This window comes from Phyllobacterium phragmitis (genome assembly GCF_002980495.1).
Lineage (GTDB): Bacteria > Pseudomonadota > Alphaproteobacteria > Rhizobiales > Rhizobiaceae > Paramesorhizobium > Paramesorhizobium phragmitis.
Window position 1 is genome coordinate 20,159 of the sequence record NZ_PVBR01000009.1, and the last position, 20,923, is coordinate 41,081.

Here is a 20,923-nt window from a genome sequence, read left to right on the forward strand (position 1 = left end):
CGTCATTGCTGGCGAGAACACGGCAGGCTCTCGATATCCCGAGAGCCTGCCTTTTTTGCTATTGCCCCAACACCGCCAAAAACTTCTTCATGCGACTGACGGCCAGTTCCGGCTTGTCGAGCACGTCTGCCTGGTCGGCGAGGCGGAATATATCCGTATAGTGAAGAAGCCCGCGCGCCGATTGCATGCCGCCGGGCATGGTGAAATGGCTCTGATGGCCGTTGAGCCAGGCGAGGAAGACCACGCCCGCCTTGTAATATTGCGTCGGCGCTTCGAAGATCTTGCGTGACAGCGGCACGGTCGGTTCGATGACGCCGCGGAAGGTTGCGGTGTCGCCGGCGGCAAGCGCCGCCAGCGCCTTCGAGGCGGAAGGCGCCACCGCATCGAATATGCCGAGCAGCGCATGGCTGTATTTTCGCCCGTCGCTTTCGATCAGTTCGGCATAGTTGAAATCGTCGCCGGTAAAGCAGAGCACGCCGTCCGGTAAACGGTCCCGCAACGCCACTTCGCTGGCGCTGTCGAGCAGCGAGATCTTGATGCCCTCGACCTTGTCCCGGTTGTCGCCAATGATATCGAGGACGGTTTCCAACGCATCCTGGAACGTCCCGCCGCCCCAATAACCCGCAAGCTGCGGGTCGAACATGTCGCCCAGCCAGTGCAGGACGACCTTTTCCCGCGTCTGTCCAAGGATATGGTTATAAACCCTAAGGTAATCGTCAGGCGATTTCGCCACCCGCGCGAGCGCCCGGCTCGCCATCATGACCGCCCGGCCGCCATGCTGCTCGATGAAGCCGATCTGCGTCTCATAGGCCTTGATGACATCATCGAGCGAACGGGTGTCGGCGGGATCGAGCTGATCGGTCCCGGCGCCGCAGGCGAGATCAGCGCCGGGAACCGTGCGCGCCTCGGCGAGCGAACGCCGGATCAATTCCTGCGCGCTTGCCCAGTCGAGTCCCATGCCGCGCTGCGCCGTATCCATCGCTTCGGCGATTTTGAAGCCGAGGTTCCACAGATGATGCCGGAAGGCCATCGTCGCGTCCCAGTCGATCGCGGGCTTGCTCCAGGGCGTGGTGTCGCGCAGGGGATCGGAAACGACATGGGCCGCGGCATAGGCGATGCGGTTGAAATTTGGGCGTGTCGCCGGCCGCGCGATCGGGTTGCCGACAAGCCGGTAATCCTCGCTCGTTCCATCCGCGCGCGGCAATCTCAAATTCAGGCTCATGGGGCTCCTCCAAACCGCAACCGCGTCCAACTGATCTATCAGCGGTAGCAATAATTTGGATCGTTCCAAACTTCAAGAGATTTGAAGAAAACATCTGAAAACCGGGCAATTAATCGGAATTTATGCAGGAATATCGCCCGAAATTTCCAGAATCTCCCCCAATTTTCCCACTTTCTCGGCATACTTGACAAATTTGGAACGTTCCAATTAACTGTCGGTGATGAGAATAGAAGAAGCCCGGGAGGCGGCCTGAGTGAAACGGACGAGGACAACGGTGATCGATATCGCACGTGCCGCAGGCGTGTCGAAATCGACTGTCTCGCTCGTCCTGCAGGGCAGCCCGCTGGTCAATGAGGCGACGCGCGCCAGGGTCTCCGCCGTCATCCGCGACCTCGGTTACGTCTATAATCGCAGCGCCGCCAATCTACGCCAGGCGAAATCGGCCATCGTCGGCATCGTCGTCAACGATCTGACCAACAGCTTCTTCGCCGAACTTGCCGTCGGCATGGATATGGTGGTGCAGTCGGCAGGCTACGTGCAGTTTCTCGCCAATACCGGAGAAAGCATCGACCGGCAGCGCGAGGTCATCGCCTCGATGCGCGAACATGGCATCGCCGGGCTGATCCTTTCGCCGGCGCGCGGTACGCAGGTCTCCGATCTCAAGCCGCTGGTCGAAAGCGGCATTCCGGTGGTTCTCGTGGTGCGCAACCTGCCCGGCGCCAGGGTTTCCTCGCTTCTCTCCGACAATTATGCCGGCACGTCGCAGGCGGTGGAACATCTGATCGGCCTCGGGTACAAGCGTATCGCCTTCATGGGCGGCTATGCCGATACGGCCGTCTTCGAGGAGAGGGTGCGGGGCTACCGCGATGCGCTCGCCAAAGCGGGGCTCCATTCAGGCGGCGAATTCGTCTTCAACTCCGCGCCTTCGCGGGCGGGCGGCGTGGCGGCGGTGGAAAAGATGCTGCTGCATGCCGAGCGCCCGACCGCGGCGGTCTGTTTCAACGATGCGGTGGCCTTCGGCGTCTGCGACGGCTTGCGCAGCGCCCGCATGGAGCCCGGCGTCGATTTCGGCATCGTCGGTTTCGACGATGTGATCGAGGCCAAGACCGCTGTTCCGGCGCTGACGACCGTCTCCGTCGATCCGCAGGGAATGGGCCAGCGCGCCGCGCAGCTTCTGCTCAAGCAGATCAATTCTGAAAAGGTCGAACCGGAAACACAGACGCTTTCGGTGCGACTGGTCGTTCGCGAAAGCTGCGGCATCAAGAAACACGTACAGGACCGGGAGGAATATGCATGACGAAATGGGGTCTGATCGGTGCGAGCACGATTGCGAAGGAATGGATGATCGGCGCGATACGCGCCACCGGCGGCGAAGTCGTCTCCGTGATGAGCACCGATGCGGCGCGCGGGAAATCCTATGCCGAAGCCAATGACATCGCCGGATCGGTGACCGATATCGACGCGTTGCTGAGCGATCGCGATATCGATGCGGTCTATATCTCGACCACCAATGAGCTGCATCGCGATCAGGCCATCGCCGCCGCGAGAGCCGGCAAGCATGTCCTGTGCGAAAAGCCGCTGGCGCTGACGCTCGATGATGCCCATGCCATGGCCCACGCCGCGCAGGAAGCCGGCGTGGTGATGGGCACCAACCATCACTTGCGCAATGCCGCCAGCCACCGCGCCATGCGCGACGCGATCAAGGCGGGCAAAATAGGCCGGCCGCTGGCCGCGCGGGTCTTCCACGCGGTCTATTTGCCGGCGCATCTGCAGGGCTGGCGGCTCGACCGCCCCGATGCCGGCGGCGGCGTCATTCTCGATATCACGGTGCATGACAGCGACACGCTGCGCTTCGTCCTCGATGACGATCCGGTCGAGGCCGTGGCGATGACGCAGACAGGTGGCATGGGCCGGTCGGGACTGGAAGACGCGGTTATGGGTGTCCTCCGCTTCAAGTCAGGGGTCATCGCCCAGTTCCATGACGGCTTCACGACAAAACATGCCGAAACGGGCTTCGAGGTGCACGGCACCGACGGTTCGCTGATCGCGCGCAATGTCATGACGCAGCGGCCTGTCGGAACGGTCCTGCTTCGCGATGCCGGTGGCGAACACGAACTCAAGCTGGACCAGCGCAATCTCTATGAAACGGCGCTCGCCGCCTTCCACGATGCCATCGCCGGCAAGGGCGTTCCCAGCGCGACAGGCGAGGACGGCATATGGTCGCTCGCCACGGCCCTGGCCGTTGCCAAGGCAGCGAAAACCGGGGCGGCAACGCCCGTCGAACCGGGACTGTGATCAGCATGAGCAAGCATATCACGCCGGCGCAAGCGGCAAGCCTGATCCCCGACGGAGCGATTATATCGGTTTCGTCATCGAGCGGTCTTGGCTGTCCGGACCTGATGTTGCAGGCGATCGGCGAACGTTTCACGGCATCAGGCCATCCGCGCGACCTCACCACCCTGCATCCGATCGCGGCGGGTGATATGAGCGGCATCAAGGGCGTCGATCACATCGCCAAAAAGGGATTGCTGAAGACCATCATCGGCGGCTCTTATCCCTCCGGCCCGTCGAGTGCCGAGCCGCCCTTGATCTGGCAGATGATCGGCCGTGACGAGGTGGCCGCCTATAACGTGCCGTCCGGCATCCTGTTCGACATGCACCGCGAGGCGGCGGCCAAGCGGCCGGGCGTGCTGACCAAGGTCGGGCTCGACACCTTCGTCGATCCGGCGCGCCAGGGCTGCGCGATGAATGCCTCCGCCGCAGCTATGCCGTTGGTGAAGAGGGTCGCATTCGAGGGCGAGGAATGGCTTTATTTCAAGGCGATCGTGCCTCAGGTGGCGATCATTCGCGCCACCACGGCCGACGAGCGCGGCAACCTCACCTATGAGCACGAGGGCGCTTATCTCGGCGGCTTCGACCAGGCGCTGGCGGTGCGCAACAATGGCGGCATCGTCATCGCGCAGGTCAAGCGCATCGCCAAATCAGGAACGCTCAAACCCCATGACGTACGGATTCCCGGCGTTCTCGTCGATTACATCGTCGTCGATCCCGATCAGAAGCAGACGACGCAGACCCTCTACGATCCGGCGATCTCGGGCGAGATTTTCCGCCCGCTGGAAAGTTTCCGCCTGCCCGAATTCAACATCCAGAAAGTCATTGCGCGCCGCGTCGCGCAGGAATTGCAGGCCGGCAGCGCCGTCAATCTCGGCTTCGGCATCTCGGCCAATGTGCCGCGTATCCTGCTGGAGGAGGGGCTGCATGGCGCTGTGACATGGGTGATCGAGCAAGGGCCGGTCGGCGGCATTCCACTGCTCGATTTCGCCTTCGGCTGCGCGTCCAATGCCGAGGCCTTCGTGCCGTCGCCGCACCAGTTCACTTACTTTCAAGGCGCGGGCTTCGATGCCTCGCTTCTCTCCTTCCTTGAAATCGACCGCACCGGCTCGGTCAATGTCTCCAAACTGAGCTTCCGCCCGCATGTGACGGCGGGCGCCGGCGGCTTTGTCGATATCACCGCGCGGGCGAGGAAGATCGTCTTCTCCGGCATGTTCAATGCCGGCGCCAAACTCGCTGTCTCCGACGGCAGGCTGGTGATCGAAAAGGAAGGCAAGCTCCGGAAGCTGGTCAACGAGGTCGAGCATGTCACCTTCTCCGGTCGCAGGGCGGTGGAGCAGGGGCAGGACATCACCTATGTGACCGAGCGCTGCGTGATGGTGCTGCGCCCGCAAGGCGTGGTGCTGACCGAAATCGCGCCCGGTGTCGATCTGCAGGCGCATATTCTCGACCAGTCGGAGTTCCCGCTGATCGTCTCCGATGGTCTGAAAATCATGGATGCGGCGCTGTTCCAGGAAAAGCCGATCGGGCTTACACTGGCGCAAAAGCCGGCGCGCAAGCTGGAGGGAGCGGCTCATGCCTGACGGCATTACCGACGACCGTATCAAGCTCGCTTTCGACGGCCCTGTCGCAACCATCACCGTCTCGCGGCCGGACAAGCTCAACGCCTTCGACATCGGCATGCTCAAGGCCCTGGCAGCGGCCTGCGACGAGGTGGACGCCAATACCGAGATCCGCGTTGCCATTATCACCGGCGAAGGCAAGGCCTTCTCCGCCGGGGGAGATATCAAGGCCTGGGCGGCGATGGGACCGAACGCGTTCGGCCACGAATGGGTGCGCTTCGGCCACCGCGTCTTTGAACGGCTCGCGACGCTGCGCATGCCGCTGATCGCCGCCTTGAACGGCCATGCGCTGGGCGGCGGGCTGGAACTGGCGGCTGCCGCCGATATCCGCATCGCTGAAAGGCAGATCAAAATCGGCCTGCCCGAGACGAGCCTCGGCATGGTGCCGGGATGGTCCGGCACGCAGCGCCTCGTCAGGCGGTTCGGCGCGCAGATCGTGCGCCGCATGGTATTGGGCGGAGAAATCTTTTCGGGCGGGGAGGCGCTGGCCCTAGGCCTTGTCGACCATACGGTCGAGCAGGGCCAAGCCCTTGATGCTGCTCGCGATTATGCGGCGCGTATCGCAAAGCGCGGCCCCGCCGCTCTGGAAATCGCCAAGCTGATGATCGCATCGGCCAATGATGAGGATAACGGCACCGCCGTCGAGGCGCTGGGCTCCATCCTGGCCGCCAAGACAGGCGATCTCAGGGAAGGCGTCGCGGCCTTTGCCGGCAAGCGCCAACCGAAATTCAGGGGAGAATGGTAATGACGGTTTTGCTGCGCCCGCAGGCGCTTGTGGATTTCAAGCCCCGCGCGTTCCAGATGCTGATCGACGGCCGTTGGATGAACGGTGCCGAGAGCATGATCACAGAGCGCAAAAGCCCTGCACATGACACCGTTGTCAGCCATTATCACACAGCAACGAAAGCCGATGCCGAGCGTGCCATCGCCGCCGCCCGCAATGCGTTCGACAAGGGGCCATGGCCGCGCATGTCAGGGGCCGAGCGCTCCAATATCCTGCTCAAGGCAGCCGATCTGATCGCTTCCAGAGCGGAAGATCTGGCATTTCTCGACTGCATCGAGTCGGGAAAGCCGATTTCGCAGGCGCGCGGCGAAATCGCCGGGGCTGTGGATATCTGGCGCTATGCTGCGGCCCTGGGGCGCGATCTGCATGGCGAAAGCTATAATACTTTAGGTGAAGGAACGCTCGGCGTCGTGCTGCGCGAGCCCATCGGTGTCATATCGATCATCACGCCGTGGAACTTTCCGTTCCTGATCGTCAGCCAGAAGCTTCCCTTTGCATTGGCGGCAGGCTGCACGGCGGTGGTCAAGCCCTCTGAACTCACCTCCGGTTCGACGCTGGTCCTGGGCGAAATCCTGATGGAGGCGGGTGTGCCGTCGGGCGTCGTCAACATCATCGTCGGCACCGGGCCTGAGGTCGGCGCGCCGATGACGACGCATGGCGATGTCGACATGGTATCGTTCACCGGATCGACTGCTGTCGGCAAGCTGACCATGGCCAATGCGGCGCAGACGCTGAAGAAGGTTTCCCTCGAACTGGGCGGAAAAAACCCGCAAATCGTCTTCCCGGACGCCAATCTGGAGGAATTTATCGATGCAGCGGTGTTCGGCGCCTATTTCAATGCCGGCGAATGCTGCAATGCCGGGAGCCGTCTCATTGTTCACAGATCCATAGCCGAAGATGTCGTTGCGCGGATTGCCGAACTGTCGAAAAGGGTCAAGGTGGGCGACCCGCTCGATCCGCAAACGCAGGTCGGCGCGATCATCACGCCGGAGCATCTGGCGAAGATAGACGCCTATGTGCGCAGCGCCACCGGCAACGGCGCCGAACTCGCCCATGGCGGTGCTCCGCTTGATCTCGGCAGCGGCCAGTTCATGGCGCCGACCGTCCTTTCCAAGGTCAGGCCCGACATGGCGGTGGCGCGCGAGGAGGTGTTCGGCCCGGTGCTTTCGGTTCTGACGTTCGATTCCATCGAAAACGCCATCGATATTGCCAATTCAATCGATTATGGTCTATCGGCTGGGGTGTGGAGCAGGGACATGGATACATGTCTGAGGATCGGTCGGGGGGTGCGTGCGGGAACTGTCTGGATGAACACGTTCATGGACGGAGCGTGCGAACTGCCGTTCGGCGGTTACAGACAATCCGGTCTCGGACGTGAGCTGGGCCGGCATTCGGTGGAGGATTATACCGAGACCAAGACGCTGAATATGCATATCGGGCCGCGTACGGCCTGGTGGATGCCGCGATAGGTTTGCAGCCGTGCGTGGCGCACCGACAACGGTGTCTTAAATGGGAGTTTCCTGCGGACTTCGGGAGGCGGGAATGGAGGAAAAGCCGGGTCGAGGTGATCCTGCTTTTGAACATTGCAACAGGGAGGCAAGTCATGCGTAAGTTTTTGTCGACGGCTGCGGTCGCAGCTTTGATGGTCGGGGCGGCCACACTCGCCCAGGCCCAGCCAAAGGAGAGCGTCGAGGTCCTGCACTGGTGGACATCGGGCGGTGAAGCCGCGGCGCTCGATGTTCTCAAGAAGGATCTTGAAAGCAAGGGTATTTCCTGGGTCGACATGCCGGTTTCGGGCGGCGGCGGCACCGAGGCGATGACCGTGCTGCGCGCTCGTGTTACCTCAGGCAATCCGCCCACGGCCGTGCAGATGCTCGGCTTCGATATCGTCGACTGGTCCAAGCAGGGTGCGCTCGGCAATCTGGATGAGGTCGCCGAGAAGGAAAAATGGGGCGATGTCATCCCCACCGCGCTGCAGGAATTCGCCAAATATGACGACCACTGGATCGCCGCTCCAGTCAATATCCACTCGACCAACTGGATGTGGATCAACAAGGAAGCGCTCGACAAGGCCGGCGGCAAGGAGCCGCAGAATTGGGACGAGCTGATCGCGCTCCTCGACAAGTTCAAGGAACAGGGCATCACGCCCGTCGCCCATGGCGGCCAGCCCTGGCAGGATGCGACCATCTTCGACGCGGTCGTCCTTTCCTTCGGCGACGATTTCTACAAGAAGGCCTTCATCGATCTCGATCCCGACACGCTCGGTTCCGACACGATGGTTGAGGCGTTCGATCGCATGACCAAGCTGCGCTCCTATGTCGATGACAATTTCTCCGGCCGCGACTGGAACCTTGCCTCGGCGATGGTCATCGAGGGCAAGGCCGGCGTGCAGTTCATGGGCGATTGGGCCAAGGGCGAGTTCGTCAAGGCCGGCAAGGTGCCGGGCAAGGACTTCGTCTGCATGCGCTTCCCCGGAACGCAGGGCGCGGTGACCTTCAACTCCGACATGTTCGCGATGTTCAAGGTGGCGGAAGACAAGGTGCCGGCGCAGCTGCAGATGGCATCGGCAATCGAGGATCCCAAATTCCAGTCGGCCTTCAATGTCGTCAAGGGTTCCGCTCCGGCACGCACCGACGTTCCGGATACGGATTTCGATGCTTGCGGCAAGAAGGCGATCGCCGACGTGGCCGACGCCAACAAGACCGGCCGCCTGATGGGTTCGATGGCGCATGGCTATGCCAATCCGGCCGCCGTCAAGAACGCGATCTACGACGTCGTGACGCGCCAGTTCAATGGCGAGCTGTCTTCTGAGGAAGCGGCCGAAGAACTGGCTGCCGCTGTCGACGCGTCGAAGTAAGCGCTGACGGACCGCCGGGGTTTCGCGCCCCGGCGATCCGGCTGCCGCGCCGTGTCTGCGCTGGCCACATGCAAAGACAACAAGAATAAAAGGGCGCTGATGCGCCGGGATGAGGCGAATGAACAATCGCAGCCGCTTGCAGGATTGGGTGCCTAAGCTCGTTGTGAGCCCCAGCTTTTTCCTGATCCTGGTCTTCGTTTACGGGTTTATCCTCTATACGGGCTATCTCTCGCTGACCGACAGCAAGATGCTGCCCTCCTATGGTTTCGTGGGATTGGACAACTATCGCAGGCTCTGGAAGCTGCCGCATTGGTGGCGGGCGATCAGCAATCTCGGCATTTTCGCGTCCCTCTATATCCTGATCTCGGTCGTCATCGGGCTCGGGCTCGCCATCCTGCTCGACCAGAAGATCCGCGGCGAAGGCTTTCTGCGCCCGATCTATCTCTACCCCATGGCGCTCTCCTTCATCGTCACCGGCACGGCCTGGAAATGGTTCCTCGATCCGGGCATCGGCCTTGAGAACACCATGCACCAGCTTGGCTGGACGAGCTTCGCCTTCGACTGGATCAAGGATCGCCACATGGCGATCTATACCGTCGTCATCGCCGCGGTCTGGCAGTCGTCGGGCTTCGTCATGGCGATGTTTCTCGCCGGCCTGCGCGGCGTCGACAATGAGATCATCAAGGCGGCTCAGATGGATGGCGCGTCGACCATGACGATCTACCGCCGCATCATCATTCCGCTGATGCGCCCGGTCTTCCTCTCGGCTTTCGTCGTTCTCGCGCATCTCGCGATCAAGGCCTATGACCTGATCATCGCCTTGACCGGCGGCGGCCCGGGACAGGCGACCGAACTGCCCGCGACCTTCATGTATTCCTACACCTTCACGCGTAATTCGATGGGGATCGGCGCCTCGTCCGCGATCATCATGATGGTGATGATCTTCTCGATCATCATCCCTTATCTCTATTCGGAAGTCCGTGGGGAGAAACACTGATGAGCGCTAAGACGCCGGACAATGTCATCAATCACGGCAAGCTGACCCGCGCGCTGATTTATTCAGCCCTGATCCTCTTTGCCATCTACTACCTGCTGCCGCTCTACGTCATGCTGACCAATTCCTTCAAGCCGCTCGACGAGATCCGCCAGGGCGGCATGCTGTCGCTTCCGCATGAATGGACCATCGCGCCATGGCTCTCGGCCTGGTCGACCGCCCAGATCGGCGTCCAGCCGACGGGTCTCAAGCCCTATTTCATCAATTCGATCCTGATGGTGGTCCCAGCCGTCGCCATCTCGACCATCCTTGGCGCGCTCAATGGCTATGTGCTGACCAAATGGAATTTCCGCGGCTCCAACGTGATGTTCGGCATGATGCTGCTCGCCTGCTTCATTCCGTTCCAGATCGTGCTCATCCCGATGGCGCGCATCCTCGGCATGCTCGGCATCGCCGGCACCATCTGGGGATTGGTGCTCGTTCACGTGGTCTACGGCCTCGGCTTCACCACGCTTTATTTCCGCAATTATTATGCGGCGTTTCCGACCGAGCTGGTCCGCGCCGCACAGATCGACGGCGCGAGTTTCTTCCAGATTTTCCGGCGTATCCTGCTGCCGTCCTCCGGCCCGATCATCGTCGTCTCGGTCATCTGGCAGTTCACCAATATCTGGAACGACTTCCTGTTCGGCGCTTCCTTCTCGGATGCCAGCAGCACGCCGATGACCGTCGCGCTCAACAATCTGGTGAACTCCTCGACGGGCGTGAAGGAATATAACGTGCATTTCGCGGGCGCGGTCCTCGCAGCCCTTCCCACGCTTCTCGTCTATATCGTCGCCGGCCGCTACTTCGTGCGTGGCCTGATGTCCGGCGCAGTCAAGGGGTAAGTCCCATGGATAAATCAATGTCGTTTCTGGCCATCAAGAACCTCTACAAGTCCTATGGCACCGTGCCGGTCCTTAGGGATATCAATATCGAGATCGAGGAGGGCGGCTTTCTCGTCCTCGTCGGCCCGTCCGGCTGCGGCAAGTCCACGCTTCTCAACACCATCGCCGGGCTGGAGCCGATCACCTCGGGTGAAATCCTCATCAATGGAAAATCGGTCGCGGGCCTGCATCCCTCGCAGCGCGATATCGCCATGGTGTTCCAGTCCTATGCGCTCTACCCCAACATGACGGTTGCCGGGAATATCGGCTTCGGCATGGAGATCAGGGGCGTGCCGAAGGCCGAACGCGAGAAGGCGATCAAGTCGGTTGCCGAAACGCTGCAGATCGGCCATCTGCTCGACCGCAAGCCGAGCCAGCTCTCCGGCGGCCAGCGCCAGCGTGTCGCCATGGGCCGGGCGCTGGTGCGCGATCCGCAGGTCTTCCTCTTCGACGAGCCGCTGTCGAACCTCGATGCCAAATTGCGCGTCGATATGCGCACCGAGATCAAGCGCCTGCATCACCGCCTGAAGACGACCATCGTCTATGTGACGCATGACCAGATCGAGGCGATGACGCTCGCCACCAAGATCGCGGTCCTGAAGGACGGCGTCCTGCAGCAGTTCGGCACACCAGCTGAAATCTACAACAGCCCGGCCAACATGTTCGTCGCCGACTTCATGGGATCACCCGCGATGAACCTCCTCACGGCGAGGATCGACGACGGCCCGTCGGGCCTGAGCGTTTCGCTCGACCGCCCCCATGGCGAACCGCTCGCTCTGCCGGTCAAGTCGGTCAACGGCGCGAGCAGCAAGCTTGCCGCCTATACGGGCCAGCAGGTGATTTTCGGCATCCGCCCGGAAGCGCTGACCGATCCCGACGGCGCGGATCGCAAGGCGCATTCCGTCGCGGAAGGCGAATGCCTGATCGAAGTGGTCGAGCCGGCCGGCTCCGACACCTTCGCCGTCACCAATCTCGGCGGCAAGGAAGTGGTGGCGCGACTTCGCGCCGATGCCAATATCGAGGTCGGCCAGAAGGCCAAGCTTGCCTTCAATCTCGACAAGGCGGTGTTTTTCGACCCGAAAAGCCAGTTGCGTATCGGCTGAAGCAGTTCATGTTTATGTGGAAGCACCCCCCTCTGGCCTGCCGGCCATCTCCCCCACAAGGGGGGAGATTAGCCTGCATTGATGACGGTGTTTTATTCTGCGACGTTGGCGATTGGCGAAAGCGGTCCTCGTATCCAATTTCCCCCCTTGAGGGGGAGATGCCCGCCCCTCGACAAATGCTCGGGAGGGCAGAGGGGGGTGAATGGCGAAACGCAGGGCTCCAAGTCGAATGACCACATCGCCAGACATCGTCATCATCGGTTCCGGCATAGGCGGCGCGACAATCGCCGCCGGTCTTGCCGCTTCCGGGGCGGAAATCCTCATCCTCGAAGCCGGTGGCCATATCGAGGATCTGCCGGTTAATCGCGACCAGCGCGCCATTTTCCAGCACGGCCATTTCCGCCCGAAGGAAATCTGGTACGAGGTTGGCCCCGACAAAAACGATAAAGGCTTCAATCCCGGCAATTATTACAATGTCGGCGGCAATTCGAAATTCTACGGCGCGGTGCTGACGCGTTACCGCCGCGAAGATTTCGCCGAGATGCGGCATCCGGAAGGCGTCTCGCCGGCCTGGCCCTTTCCATACGAGGAACTGGAGCCCTGGTATTGCAAGGCGGAAGCACTCTATCAGGTGCGCGGCACGCTTGGCGAAGACCCGACGGAGCCGCCGCATTCAAAACCTTACGCTTTCCCGCCTGTTGCGGACGAACCGGCGATCGCCGCCGTTCGCGAGCGGCTGAAGGCGGTCGGACTGCATCCGTTCTCACTGCCGCTCGGCGTCGATATCGATTGCTGGCTCGCCAAGGCGAAAACCCCCTGGGACGCCCATCCGAATTGTTTCGATGGCAAGATGGATGCCGAGACGACGGCGTTAGCCCTGGCCTTGCAGCACAAAAATGTGCGCCTGCAGATCCATTCGACGGTGACGCGGCTTGAAACGGCGTCGGATGGCCGCGCTATCGCCGCCGTCCACTACACCCATAACGGCGAAGAGCATGTGCTGAAGCCGAAGCTGGTGATCCTTTCGGCCGGCGCGGTCCAGTCGGCGGTGCTGCTGCTCCGCTCGGCCAATGACACCAATCCGGTGGGCCTCGCCAACCGCTCCGATCAGGTGGGGCGCAATTTCATGAATCACAATTCGTCCGCCGTGCTGGCCGTCAGCCCGTGGTATCGCAACGATTCCATCTATCAGAAGACCTTCGGCTTCAACGATTTCTATCTCTCCGATGGGGAGGGTGGACTGCCGCTCGGCAATGTCCAATTGCTCGGCCGCGTTTCGGGGGCGATCCTCAAGGCCAATCTGCCGCGCGTGCCGGAACGGCTGCTCAATGCCATTTCCGCCCATGCCATCGATTTCTACGCCATGAGCGAGGACCTGCCATCGCCGGAAAGCCGCGTCATGGTCGATGGCGCGCGCATCGTGCTGCAATGGCGGCGCACCAATTGGAAGGCGCATCTCCAATTGGTGGCGAAGCTCAAATCCGTGCTGCGCAAGGCAGGCTTTCCGCTCGTCCTGGCGCGTGCCTTCGACAAGCGCACCCCGTCGCACCAGTGCGGCACCGTGCGCATCGGCAATGATCTGGCCACCGCGCCGCTCGATACCTGGTGCCGCGCCTTTGATCATCCCAATCTCTTCGTCGTCGACGCGGGCTTCCTGCCGACCTCGGCGGCGGTCAATCCGGCGCTGACTGTCGCCGCGCAGGCGCTGCGCGTCGCCGATCACATCATCAGCAAGGATCTTGCGGCATGACGGGAGAGGCAAAGCCGGTCGCGCTGGTGACGGGCGCGCGGCGTGGCATCGGTCTGGCGATCGCCAAAGCGCTTGCCGGCGCCGGCTTCGATCTTGCCATCACTGATCGAAAAGACGACGAGGCAAGTGCCGCCGCCATTGCGGCCCTTGAGGCGCTGGGCGCCAAAACCCTGTTCCTTGCCTCCGACCTGGCTGACATCGACGGCCATGCAGCGACGGTGGAGAGGATCGCCGGCCATTTCGGCCGCATCGATTGTCTCGTCAACAATGCCGGCATCGCCTCGAAGGAACGTGGCGATTTCCTCGATCTCAAGCCGGGCAATTTCGATGCCGTCATGGCGGTCAATCTGCGCGGCACGGTGTTCTTCACTCAAGGAGTGCTGCGCATGATGCTCGGCGCGAAGCCCGGCGCGCATCCGCGCTCGATCATCAACATCACCTCGATTTCGGCCGAGATGACCTCGCCTGAAAGGCTCGACTATTGCATGACCAAGGCGGCGCTCGCCGCCTTTGCCCAAGGCCTGGCGCTGCGGCTTGCCGGAACCGGCATCGACTGTTTCGAGATCCGTCCCGGCATCATCCGTTCCGATATGACGGCGGGGGTAGCGGATAAATATGAAAAGCGGATCGGCGAGGGCCTGGTCCCGGCGAAGCGCTGGGGCGAGCCGGAGGATATCGGCCGCATGGCCGCGGCACTCGCCAGCGGCGCGTTCGGCTTTGCCACGGGTTCGGTGATCAAGGCCGATGGCGGCTTGTCGATCGGCCGGTTGTAGAGCGGTCAGATTAAGATGGAAGCGTTGGCGTTTTTACCCCCCTCTGGCCTGCCGGCCAGAGGGGGGTGTTCTGGGAGGAAACCATGGATTACGACTATATCATCACCGGCGCCGGGCCTGCGGGCTGCGTTCTCGCCAATCGGTTGAGCGAGGATCCGTCGGTTCGCGTGCTGCTGCTGGAGGCGGGCGGCGGTGACTGGAACCCGCTTTTTCATATGCCGGCGGGCTTCGCCAAAATGACCAAGGGCGTGGCGAGCTGGGGCTGGGAAACGGTCCCGCAAAAGCACATGAAGGGCCGGGTGCTGCGCTATACGCAAGGCAAGGTGGTCGGCGGCGGTTCCTCGATCAACGCCCAGCTCTATACTCGCGGCAATGCCGCCGATTACGATCTGTGGGAAAAGGAAGACGGCTGCACGGGCTGGAATTATCGCTCGGTGCTCCCCTATTTCAAGCGCGCCGAGGACAACCAGCGCTTTGCCGACGATTACCACGCCTATGGCGGGCCGCTCGGTGTCTCCATGCCGGCCGCGACGTTGCCGATCTGCGACGCCTATATCCGCGCCGGGCAGGAATTGGGCATACCCTATAATCACGATTTTAACGGCCGGCAGCAGGCGGGCGTCGGCTTCTACCAGTTGACGCAACGCGACAAGCGCCGTTCCTCGGCCTCCATGGCTTATCTCAGCCCGATTCGCGGGCGCAGGAACCTGACGGTCCGCCTCGGCGCGCCGGTGACGCGCATCGTCGTCGAGAAGGGCAGGGCCGTCGGCGTCGAAGTGGCGCGTGGCAGCGCTACCCAGATCATCCGCGCCGGGCGCGAGGTGCTGATCTCATCAGGCGCGATCGGCTCGCCCAAGCTGCTTCTGCAATCGGGTATCGGCCCGGCGGATCATCTCAAAAGCGTCGGTGTTCCCGTCGTCCATGATCTGCCCGGCGTCGGCGGGAACATGCAGGACCATCTCGACCTCTTCGTCATTTGCGAATGCACGGGTGATCACACCTATGACAATGTGGCGAAGCTGCACCGCACGCTTTGGGCCGGCATCCAATATGTGCTGTTCCGCACCGGCCCGGTCGCCTCCAGCCTCTTCGAGACGGGCGGCTTCTGGTATGCCGACGCGCAGGCCCGCTCGCCCGACATCCAGTTCCATCTGGGCCTTGGCTCAGGCATCGAGGCAGGTGTGGCACGGCTGAAGAATGCCGGCGTGACGCTCAACTCCGCCTATCTGCATCCCCGCTCGCGCGGCACGGTGCGCCTTGCCAAAAGCGATGCGGCGGCCGCCCCGCTGATCGATCCGAATTACTGGAGCGATCCGCATGACCGCAAGATGTCGATCGAGGGGTTGAAGATCGCCCGCGAAATCATGCAACAGGCGGCGCTCAAGCCCTATGTGCTGGCCGAGCGCCTGCCAGGGCCGGGCGCCGTCACCGACGAAGACCTCTTCGACTATGGCTGCGCCAATGCCAAGACGGATCATCATCCCGTCGGCACCTGCAAGATGGGCGCCGACGCGATGGCGGTGGTCGACCTCGAATTGAAGGTGAGGGGGATCGAAGGCCTGCGCGTCTGCGATAGTTCCGTCATGCCGCGCGTCCCCTCCTGCAACACCAATGCACCGACGATCATGGTAGGCGAAAAGGGCGCCGACATCATCCGCGGCGTCGATCCGCTGCCACCGGCAATCTTCGCTCACGAGATGAACGAATTGCCGCCACGCGGCCGGCGCGAGATATGCTGACAGTGCGGTCTGAATAATTCTCGACAAAAAAGCGTTTCAGGATCATCTGAAACGCTTTTTCCGTTCGAAATCTTAAATTTGCAAGATGCGCGCAGGAATGATGGCTGAAAGTCCGGCGTGCCTATGGCAGCAAGTCGCGCCCCATCACGCCGATGGCAAGCGCCATATTGAGCGTGATGATCATCATCGAATAAAAAATAGCACTTCTCATTATATCGCTCATCTCAACCTCCATGCGCCGGGCCCCCGCCCAAGTTCGGCACAGATAACTAGCGAACGGTAACGCAACGTAACAAGGTGTTATTCGCTGCGCAACCCCCTTTCGCACGCATTTGTGAAAGAGGAAAATATTCCGTGATATTGCGGTGCTTGCATAGACAAAGAATTGGAGCGGGGTCCCGATTCCCTTAAATCACAAACCGCTCCAGGAGAGCCCGTCTCTCAGCGTGGCATATCGAAGAGAAGCGCTTTGCCATCCGTCAGCCAGTCGATTTCAAGACCGGTCGCATCAGAAATCTGAAGTCCGTCTCCGGCTCTCAATTCCTCGTCGCCGATCTTTGCCAGGCCTTCGATGATCTGCACGAAGGCGAGGCGGCCGGCGGCGACCGGGATATTGCTCCGGTCGCCGTCCCTCGGGCAGGCGATCGATATCCTGCTGTCGGAGAGAAGGGCGAGGGGCGCTTCGCCGGCATCGCCGCTGGCGATCAGCGTCCAGTCCCGCGCCTCTTCGGCCGCCGGCAGGCGCGCATGCTGATAATGCGGCGCGGCGTCTGATGTCTGCGGGATCAGCCAGATCTGCAGAAAATGCGCCGTCTCGTTTTCAGACGCATTCATCTCCGAATGGCGCAGACCCGTTCCCGCCGACATCAGCTGCATCGCGCCCGGCTCGATGACCGAGACATTGCCCATCGTGTCCTGGTGCCGCAGTTTTCCCTGAAGAACCATGGTGAGGATATCCATGTTGTCGTGCGCATGTTCGGAAAAGCCCGAACCGGGCGCGATCCAATCTTCATTGATCACGCGAAGCGGGCCGAAGCCCATGCGCGTCGGGTCCTGAAAGCCGCCGAAGGAGAAGGTGTGATAGCTGTCGAGCCATCCCTTGTTCGTCCGGCCGCGGCTCATATTTTCATGGATGAGAATCATCGGTGCCTCCGTGTGCCTATCCCGCGCTTTCCAGGCGGGGTGTCGCATCAAATCGTGGGGAAGGGTTCAACCTGCCGACAGCCTATGGGGCTCCGCCAGCGGGCCTGCTGTCTTCCGGGTGAAAAAGGCCTGAAGGTCCTGAAGTTCGTTCTGACGAATCTCGTGTCCGCCGGCATGCAGGCTGAGTTCGACATCGGCCTCCTGGCGCCTGAAATAGGCCGTGAGCGCCTGTGTCAGCGGCAGCGGGCAGATCGGATCGCGCTCGCCGGCGGTGATCAGGATCCGCTTGCCCTTCAGTCCGGCCTGCGCCTCGGGCGTCCACGGGATGAGTGGATGCATGAGTGCGGCCCGATCGAACAGCTCGGGGTGCTTGAACAGGACGGCGGCCAGGATGTTGGCGCCGTTCGAATAGCCAAGACCATAGACCGGCCGGTCCGGGTGCTCGGCCCTGTGAGCGGCGATGAACCCGGCCATCTTGTCGGTGCGCCGGGCAAGGTCTTGCATGTCGTAGACACCTTCGCCCGTGCGGCGGAAGAAGCGCAACGCGCCGAATTCCGATACATCGCCCCTGGGCGAGACGATGCCGGCATCCGGCATGATCTGCTCGACCAGTTCGGTGAACTGCAGCTCGTTGCCGCCTGTGCCGTGAAACGTAAACACCAGTGGCGCTCCGGCGGCCGGTGGTTTCCTGAAGGCTTGATAAGAGGTCGTCATCGTCTTCGTCTCCAACGTCTTCGTTCAACGGGCGGGACCGGCAGGCCCCACCGCCTATCTGTTTTTGTGAACGGCGTATCAGTCCTTGATCGGGTCGAGCATCTGCTCGATCTGCGCCCGGTGCGGCTCATAGCGTGCCGGCAGCTTCAGGGCTTCGCCGAGATGCGCTGTGTCTTCGTCGCGGTCGAAGCCGGGCTCGTTGGTGGCGATTTCGAACAGCACGCCACCCGGCGTGCGGAAGTAGATCGCCCAGAAATAATCGCGGTCGATCACCGGCGTGACCTGATAGCCCGTATCAAGCAGCGCTTTTCTCGCCTCGAGCTGTGCGGCACGGTCTTCGACCGCAAAGGCGATATGGTGCACTGAGCCTGCCCCCTGGCGTGCATAGTCCGCCTGCGGCACGGTTTCGAGGTCGATAAAGCCGGCGCCATTGCCGCCCTTGATGGCGAGGCGTGACCAGTTGTCCTTGCTGTCCACCGCCTCATAGCCCATGAAGCCCAGGAGTTCGCGGGTGGCGCCGGCATTCTTCAAGCGTATGCTCGCACCGTGAAAGCCCTTGATCGCTTCGGCAGCACCGATTTCGTCATGCAGCCAGCCGTCGCGGCGGTCGTCATCGACCTCGATCAGCGAAAAGCCGTCATGATCCGGTCCGTGGAAGCGCAGCCGCTTTTCGCCGAACACTTCCGTTTCCTGAAGCCCCTTCACGCCGAGATTGTCGAACCGGCCCTTCCAGTAGCCGAGCGATCCCCTGGGAACGGCGAAATAGGTTTCTCCGACTTCCCCCGCGCCTAGACGACCGGCCGTGATATGCGGGAAGGGAAAATAGGTCATGACCGAACCGGGCGTGCCGAGTTCGTCGCCATAATAAAGGTGGTAGACCTCGGGGGCGTCGAAATTGACCGTCTTCTTGACGCGCCGCAGGCCCAGCGTCCTGGTGAAGAAATCGCTGTTCTGCTGGGCATTGGCAGCCATGGAGGTAACGTGGTGCAGGCCTTTGATCTGTGTAAGCATGGTGTTGCTCCCTATTCCGGCGCCCTCGCGCCGCTGTTATGGCCACAAGATGGGGCAAGATCGCCATCAGGAGAATAGAAATAATATTGACAATATTATTGCAATTATTGCAATAATCAGCCGATGGACGATTTGAACGACATCCGGGTGTTCCTGACGGTCGCCAGGCAGCGCAGTTTCGTTGCAGCCGCACGGCAATTATCGATGACCGCGCCAACCGTGACCCGCGCGGTCGGCGCGCTCGAGGACCGGCTGGGCGTGCAACTGCTGCTGCGCACCACCAGGCAGGTTTCCCTGACATCGGCGGGCGCAGTCTATGCCGCGCGTGTCGGGCCGCTTCTGGAGGCTTTCGACGCGGCGGCGGACGAGGTCAGGGCCGAGGAGGGCGAGGCCGCGGGGCTGATCAGGCTCAACGCGCCGCTGTCGCTCGGCCAGCGGATCCTGCCCGACGTGGTGTCCGGTTTTCGCGCCGAGCATCCCGGCATCGCCGTGTCGGCGACGTTGACCGACCGCTTTATCGACATCGTCAACGACCGTTTCGACCTTGCCGTGCGCATTTCCGAGCCGCCGCGCGACAAGTCGACCATCTGGCGCAAGATCTGCCGCGTGCGCCGCATGCTGGTTGCCTCGCCAGGATATCTCGCCACCAACGGTACGCCGCAAACACCCGACGATCTCGATGACGCCGCCTGCCTTGCCTATGACGAGGAAGCGCTGGCCGAGACATGGGAGCTTACCCATGCCGGAAAGACGCGCAGAGTAAGAGCGGGCAAGGTGCTTGCCGGAAACAATGGCGATCTGATTGCACGGCTTGCCGAAAATGGCGAAGGCGTGGCGCTGCTGCCGTTCTTCATCGTCGACGAGGCATTGGCCGCTGGCCACCTCGTGCAGATCCTCGCAGACTGGCAGCCGCCCGAACTCTGGCTGACGCTGTACTACCCGCCCTATGACAAGCTGCCGATGCGGGTCGCGAAATTCTCGGATTTTTTCGAAGCCTATGTGACGACGATCCGGCTGCTTTGAAGGCTGCTCCGTATCTCGACCGCACCGATCCGTCAAATCTGGGTATCGCTATACAAGTGATGCGGCGACATCGCTGTTATGATATGGCCGTCATGCTGGTGATCTCTTCGAGGCAATGCCCATCAGGAGATACCCCATCAGGAAATAGCAATGGGCTCTCGCTTGCCATCTGATGATGAGATTGGCCTGTGCTTTGGACGACGACATGCGCCTTGCATGGCGGTCTGTCCGTTCGAAGAGGCTCGCTTCTCCGTCACCCGCCTGACAAGCACATTGTCCCCGCTTCCGCATCCTGCACGATCTTTGCGACGAGCACGGCGATGTGGCGACGGCAAGCCTCATCGAAAACTGGATCGACGAAAGCGAACGGCATGTCTGGTTCCTGTTCGAAACATTGCGCCTGACCAATTGATGGCTCCGGACACGAGGCGAGTTGCCGAGGCGTCATGACGCGCCTCGGTTCTTCCAGGGCGATGCGGCCTTTGTCCGTTTCCGCGGCATGCCGCTCACCGGGAGGAGGCGAGGGCCTTCGCCGCAATTGCCGCAACGCGATTTCTTTATGAGATTTTTATTTCTTTCCCCTTCGGCCTCTCTCGATCCTTTATGCGGGTCGGGCCCATATCTCCTCATGTGCTTAATCTGCATGTCGAACCTGATTTGAGGCCGAAGGATGCTTGTGGAATATCTTCTGGGCGGTGCCGTCACCGTCTTCGTCGCTGTCTATCTGACATATGCCCTGCTTCATCCGGAGCGCTTTTGAAAAAGCCGCGGGATCGAAAGGGCGTGCTTCATGCGCGGCGTGAAACTGGCAAGCCGCCTCGCGCCTCGGAGATCATTCTCGGTGTGACGCTGGTCGTCGTGCTCGCCGCCGCCCTGCTTACACGTGTGTTCACGGCGATCTGATCCCGACATCACCAAGCAAGTTAACTTGGAG

Annotated in this window: 19 protein-coding genes and 1 pseudogene; 16 read left to right on the forward strand and 4 right to left on the reverse strand. The window is 61.7% G+C overall.

The window, feature by feature from the left end; translation table 11 throughout:
- Nucleotides 1-58 precede the first annotated feature (58 nt).
- Nucleotides 59-1,222, reverse strand: a complete 1,164-nt coding sequence (locus C5748_RS13630; protein WP_105742488.1) for a dihydrodipicolinate synthase family protein — start codon at nucleotides 1,220-1,222, stop codon at nucleotides 59-61.
- 253 nt (nucleotides 1,223-1,475) lie between these two features.
- Between C5748_RS13630 and C5748_RS13635 the strand changes: the two genes are divergently transcribed.
- The 12 genes from C5748_RS13635 to C5748_RS13695 all read left to right on the forward strand — a co-directional run bounded on the left by C5748_RS13635 (nucleotide 1,476) and on the right by C5748_RS13695 (nucleotide 16,098).
- Nucleotides 1,476-2,519 (forward strand): LacI family DNA-binding transcriptional regulator, encoded by a 1,044-nt coding sequence (locus C5748_RS13635; RefSeq protein WP_105742489.1) that lies wholly within the window; start codon nucleotides 1,476-1,478, stop codon nucleotides 2,517-2,519.
- Nucleotides 2,516-3,517 carry a Gfo/Idh/MocA family protein gene (locus C5748_RS13640; protein ID WP_105742490.1) on the forward strand — a complete coding sequence of 334 codons (1,002 nt, stop codon included), beginning with the start codon at nucleotides 2,516-2,518 and terminating at the stop codon, nucleotides 3,515-3,517. Before C5748_RS13635 ends, C5748_RS13640 begins: the two co-directional genes overlap by 4 nt.
- Nucleotides 3,518-3,522: 5 nt before the next feature.
- Entirely contained in the window at nucleotides 3,523-5,136 is a 1,614-nt protein-coding gene (locus C5748_RS13645) for an acyl CoA:acetate/3-ketoacid CoA transferase (protein WP_199194792.1), read from the forward strand.
- Nucleotides 5,129-5,920 (forward strand): enoyl-CoA hydratase/isomerase family protein, encoded by a 792-nt coding sequence (locus C5748_RS13650; RefSeq protein WP_245429100.1) that lies wholly within the window; start codon nucleotides 5,129-5,131, stop codon nucleotides 5,918-5,920. The genes C5748_RS13645 and C5748_RS13650 overlap by 8 nt, the downstream gene beginning before the upstream one ends.
- Nucleotides 5,920-7,428, forward strand: coding sequence for an aldehyde dehydrogenase family protein (locus tag C5748_RS13655; protein ID WP_105742491.1), 1,509 nt, complete (start codon nucleotides 5,920-5,922; stop codon nucleotides 7,426-7,428). The genes C5748_RS13650 and C5748_RS13655 overlap by 1 nt, the downstream gene beginning before the upstream one ends.
- Nucleotides 7,429-7,562: 134 nt before the next feature.
- A complete protein-coding gene (locus C5748_RS13660) occupies nucleotides 7,563-8,816 on the forward strand; it encodes an ABC transporter substrate-binding protein (protein ID WP_105742492.1) in 1,254 nt (417 codons plus the stop codon).
- Nucleotides 8,817-8,934: 118 nt separating this feature from the next.
- Entirely contained in the window at nucleotides 8,935-9,813 is an 879-nt protein-coding gene (locus C5748_RS13665; RefSeq protein WP_105742493.1) for a carbohydrate ABC transporter permease, read from the forward strand.
- Nucleotides 9,813-10,694: a carbohydrate ABC transporter permease gene (locus C5748_RS13670; RefSeq protein ID WP_105742494.1), complete on the forward strand. Its 882-nt coding sequence runs from the start codon at nucleotides 9,813-9,815 to the stop codon at nucleotides 10,692-10,694. The genes C5748_RS13665 and C5748_RS13670 overlap by 1 nt, the downstream gene beginning before the upstream one ends.
- A gap of 17 nt (nucleotides 10,695-10,711) precedes the next feature.
- The gene (locus tag C5748_RS13675; protein WP_105742495.1) at nucleotides 10,712-11,836 is read left to right on the forward strand and encodes an ABC transporter ATP-binding protein; all 1,125 of its coding nucleotides are present in this window, start codon (nucleotides 10,712-10,714) and stop codon (nucleotides 11,834-11,836) included.
- Between the two features lie 229 nt (nucleotides 11,837-12,065).
- Complete coding sequence (locus tag C5748_RS13685) at nucleotides 12,066-13,586, forward strand: GMC oxidoreductase (protein ID WP_105742496.1); 1,521 nt, start codon at nucleotides 12,066-12,068, stop codon at nucleotides 13,584-13,586.
- Complete coding sequence (locus C5748_RS13690; RefSeq protein WP_105742497.1) at nucleotides 13,583-14,359, forward strand: 3-ketoacyl-ACP reductase; 777 nt, start codon at nucleotides 13,583-13,585, stop codon at nucleotides 14,357-14,359. Before C5748_RS13685 ends, C5748_RS13690 begins: the two co-directional genes overlap by 4 nt.
- 83 nt (nucleotides 14,360-14,442) lie before the next feature.
- The gene (locus C5748_RS13695; protein WP_105742498.1) at nucleotides 14,443-16,098 is read left to right on the forward strand and encodes a GMC family oxidoreductase; all 1,656 of its coding nucleotides are present in this window, start codon (nucleotides 14,443-14,445) and stop codon (nucleotides 16,096-16,098) included.
- A 441-nt stretch (nucleotides 16,099-16,539) separates the two neighbouring features.
- Here the strand turns inward: C5748_RS13695 and C5748_RS13700 are convergent, their stop codons facing one another.
- The 3 genes from C5748_RS13700 to C5748_RS13710 form a co-directional block, all read right to left on the reverse strand.
- On the reverse strand, nucleotides 16,540-17,241 hold the full coding sequence (locus C5748_RS13700) for a pirin family protein (protein WP_158259856.1): 702 nt from the start codon (nucleotides 17,239-17,241) through the stop codon (nucleotides 16,540-16,542).
- Between the two features lie 66 nt (nucleotides 17,242-17,307).
- The gene (locus C5748_RS13705; protein WP_105742500.1) at nucleotides 17,308-17,955 is read right to left on the reverse strand and encodes an alpha/beta hydrolase; all 648 of its coding nucleotides are present in this window, start codon (nucleotides 17,953-17,955) and stop codon (nucleotides 17,308-17,310) included.
- Nucleotides 17,956-18,033: 78 nt separating this feature from the next.
- Nucleotides 18,034-18,966, reverse strand: a complete 933-nt coding sequence (locus C5748_RS13710; RefSeq protein ID WP_105742501.1) for a VOC family protein — start codon at nucleotides 18,964-18,966, stop codon at nucleotides 18,034-18,036.
- Between the two features lie 123 nt (nucleotides 18,967-19,089).
- On the opposite strand from C5748_RS13710, the gene C5748_RS13715 reads away from it, so the two are divergent.
- The 4 genes and pseudogenes from C5748_RS13715 to C5748_RS28200 all read left to right on the forward strand — a co-directional run bounded on the left by C5748_RS13715 (nucleotide 19,090) and on the right by C5748_RS28200 (nucleotide 20,892).
- Nucleotides 19,090-19,989 (forward strand): LysR family transcriptional regulator, encoded by a 900-nt coding sequence (locus C5748_RS13715; RefSeq protein ID WP_105742502.1) that lies wholly within the window; start codon nucleotides 19,090-19,092, stop codon nucleotides 19,987-19,989.
- 286 nt (nucleotides 19,990-20,275) lie between these two features.
- A pseudogene (locus C5748_RS13720) lies at nucleotides 20,276-20,401 on the forward strand (ferritin-like domain-containing protein); the annotation flags it as partial.
- A gap of 258 nt (nucleotides 20,402-20,659) precedes the next feature.
- Nucleotides 20,660-20,749 (forward strand): K(+)-transporting ATPase subunit F, encoded by a 90-nt coding sequence (gene kdpF, locus C5748_RS13725; RefSeq protein WP_105742503.1) that lies wholly within the window; start codon nucleotides 20,660-20,662, stop codon nucleotides 20,747-20,749.
- Entirely contained in the window at nucleotides 20,746-20,892 is a 147-nt protein-coding gene (locus tag C5748_RS28200) for a hypothetical protein (protein ID WP_158259857.1), read from the forward strand. The genes kdpF and C5748_RS28200 overlap by 4 nt, the downstream gene beginning before the upstream one ends.
- Nucleotides 20,893-20,923: the final 31 nt, after the last annotated feature.

Bases quoted from the DNA above. Each gene is read 5' to 3' on its own strand.
- C5748_RS13630 (WP_105742488.1), bottom strand. From the start codon at position 1,222: ATGAGCCTGAATTTGAGATTGCCGCGCGCGGATGGAACGAGCGAGGAT.
- C5748_RS13640 (WP_105742490.1), top strand. From the start codon at position 2,516: ATGACGAAATGGGGTCTGATCGGTGCGAGCACGATTGCGAAGGAATGG.
- C5748_RS13645 (WP_199194792.1), top strand. From the start codon at position 3,523: ATGAGCAAGCATATCACGCCGGCGCAAGCGGCAAGCCTGATCCCCGAC.
- C5748_RS13650 (WP_245429100.1), top strand. From the start codon at position 5,129: ATGCCTGACGGCATTACCGACGACCGTATCAAGCTCGCTTTCGACGGC.
- C5748_RS13655 (WP_105742491.1), top strand. From the start codon at position 5,920: ATGACGGTTTTGCTGCGCCCGCAGGCGCTTGTGGATTTCAAGCCCCGC.
- C5748_RS13660 (WP_105742492.1), top strand. From the start codon at position 7,563: ATGCGTAAGTTTTTGTCGACGGCTGCGGTCGCAGCTTTGATGGTCGGG.
- C5748_RS13665 (WP_105742493.1), top strand. From the start codon at position 8,935: ATGAACAATCGCAGCCGCTTGCAGGATTGGGTGCCTAAGCTCGTTGTG.
- C5748_RS13670 (WP_105742494.1), top strand. From the start codon at position 9,813: ATGAGCGCTAAGACGCCGGACAATGTCATCAATCACGGCAAGCTGACC.
- C5748_RS13675 (WP_105742495.1), top strand. From the start codon at position 10,712: ATGTCGTTTCTGGCCATCAAGAACCTCTACAAGTCCTATGGCACCGTG.
- C5748_RS13685 (WP_105742496.1), top strand. From the start codon at position 12,066: ATGACCACATCGCCAGACATCGTCATCATCGGTTCCGGCATAGGCGGC.
- C5748_RS13690 (WP_105742497.1), top strand. From the start codon at position 13,583: ATGACGGGAGAGGCAAAGCCGGTCGCGCTGGTGACGGGCGCGCGGCGT.
- C5748_RS13695 (WP_105742498.1), top strand. From the start codon at position 14,443: ATGGATTACGACTATATCATCACCGGCGCCGGGCCTGCGGGCTGCGTT.
- C5748_RS13700 (WP_158259856.1), bottom strand. From the start codon at position 17,241: ATGATTCTCATCCATGAAAATATGAGCCGCGGCCGGACGAACAAGGGA.
- C5748_RS13705 (WP_105742500.1), bottom strand. From the start codon at position 17,955: ATGACGACCTCTTATCAAGCCTTCAGGAAACCACCGGCCGCCGGAGCG.
- C5748_RS13710 (WP_105742501.1), bottom strand. From the start codon at position 18,966: ATGCTTACACAGATCAAAGGCCTGCACCACGTTACCTCCATGGCTGCC.
- C5748_RS13715 (WP_105742502.1), top strand. From the start codon at position 19,090: ATGGACGATTTGAACGACATCCGGGTGTTCCTGACGGTCGCCAGGCAG.
- kdpF (WP_105742503.1), top strand. From the start codon at position 20,660: ATGCTTGTGGAATATCTTCTGGGCGGTGCCGTCACCGTCTTCGTCGCT.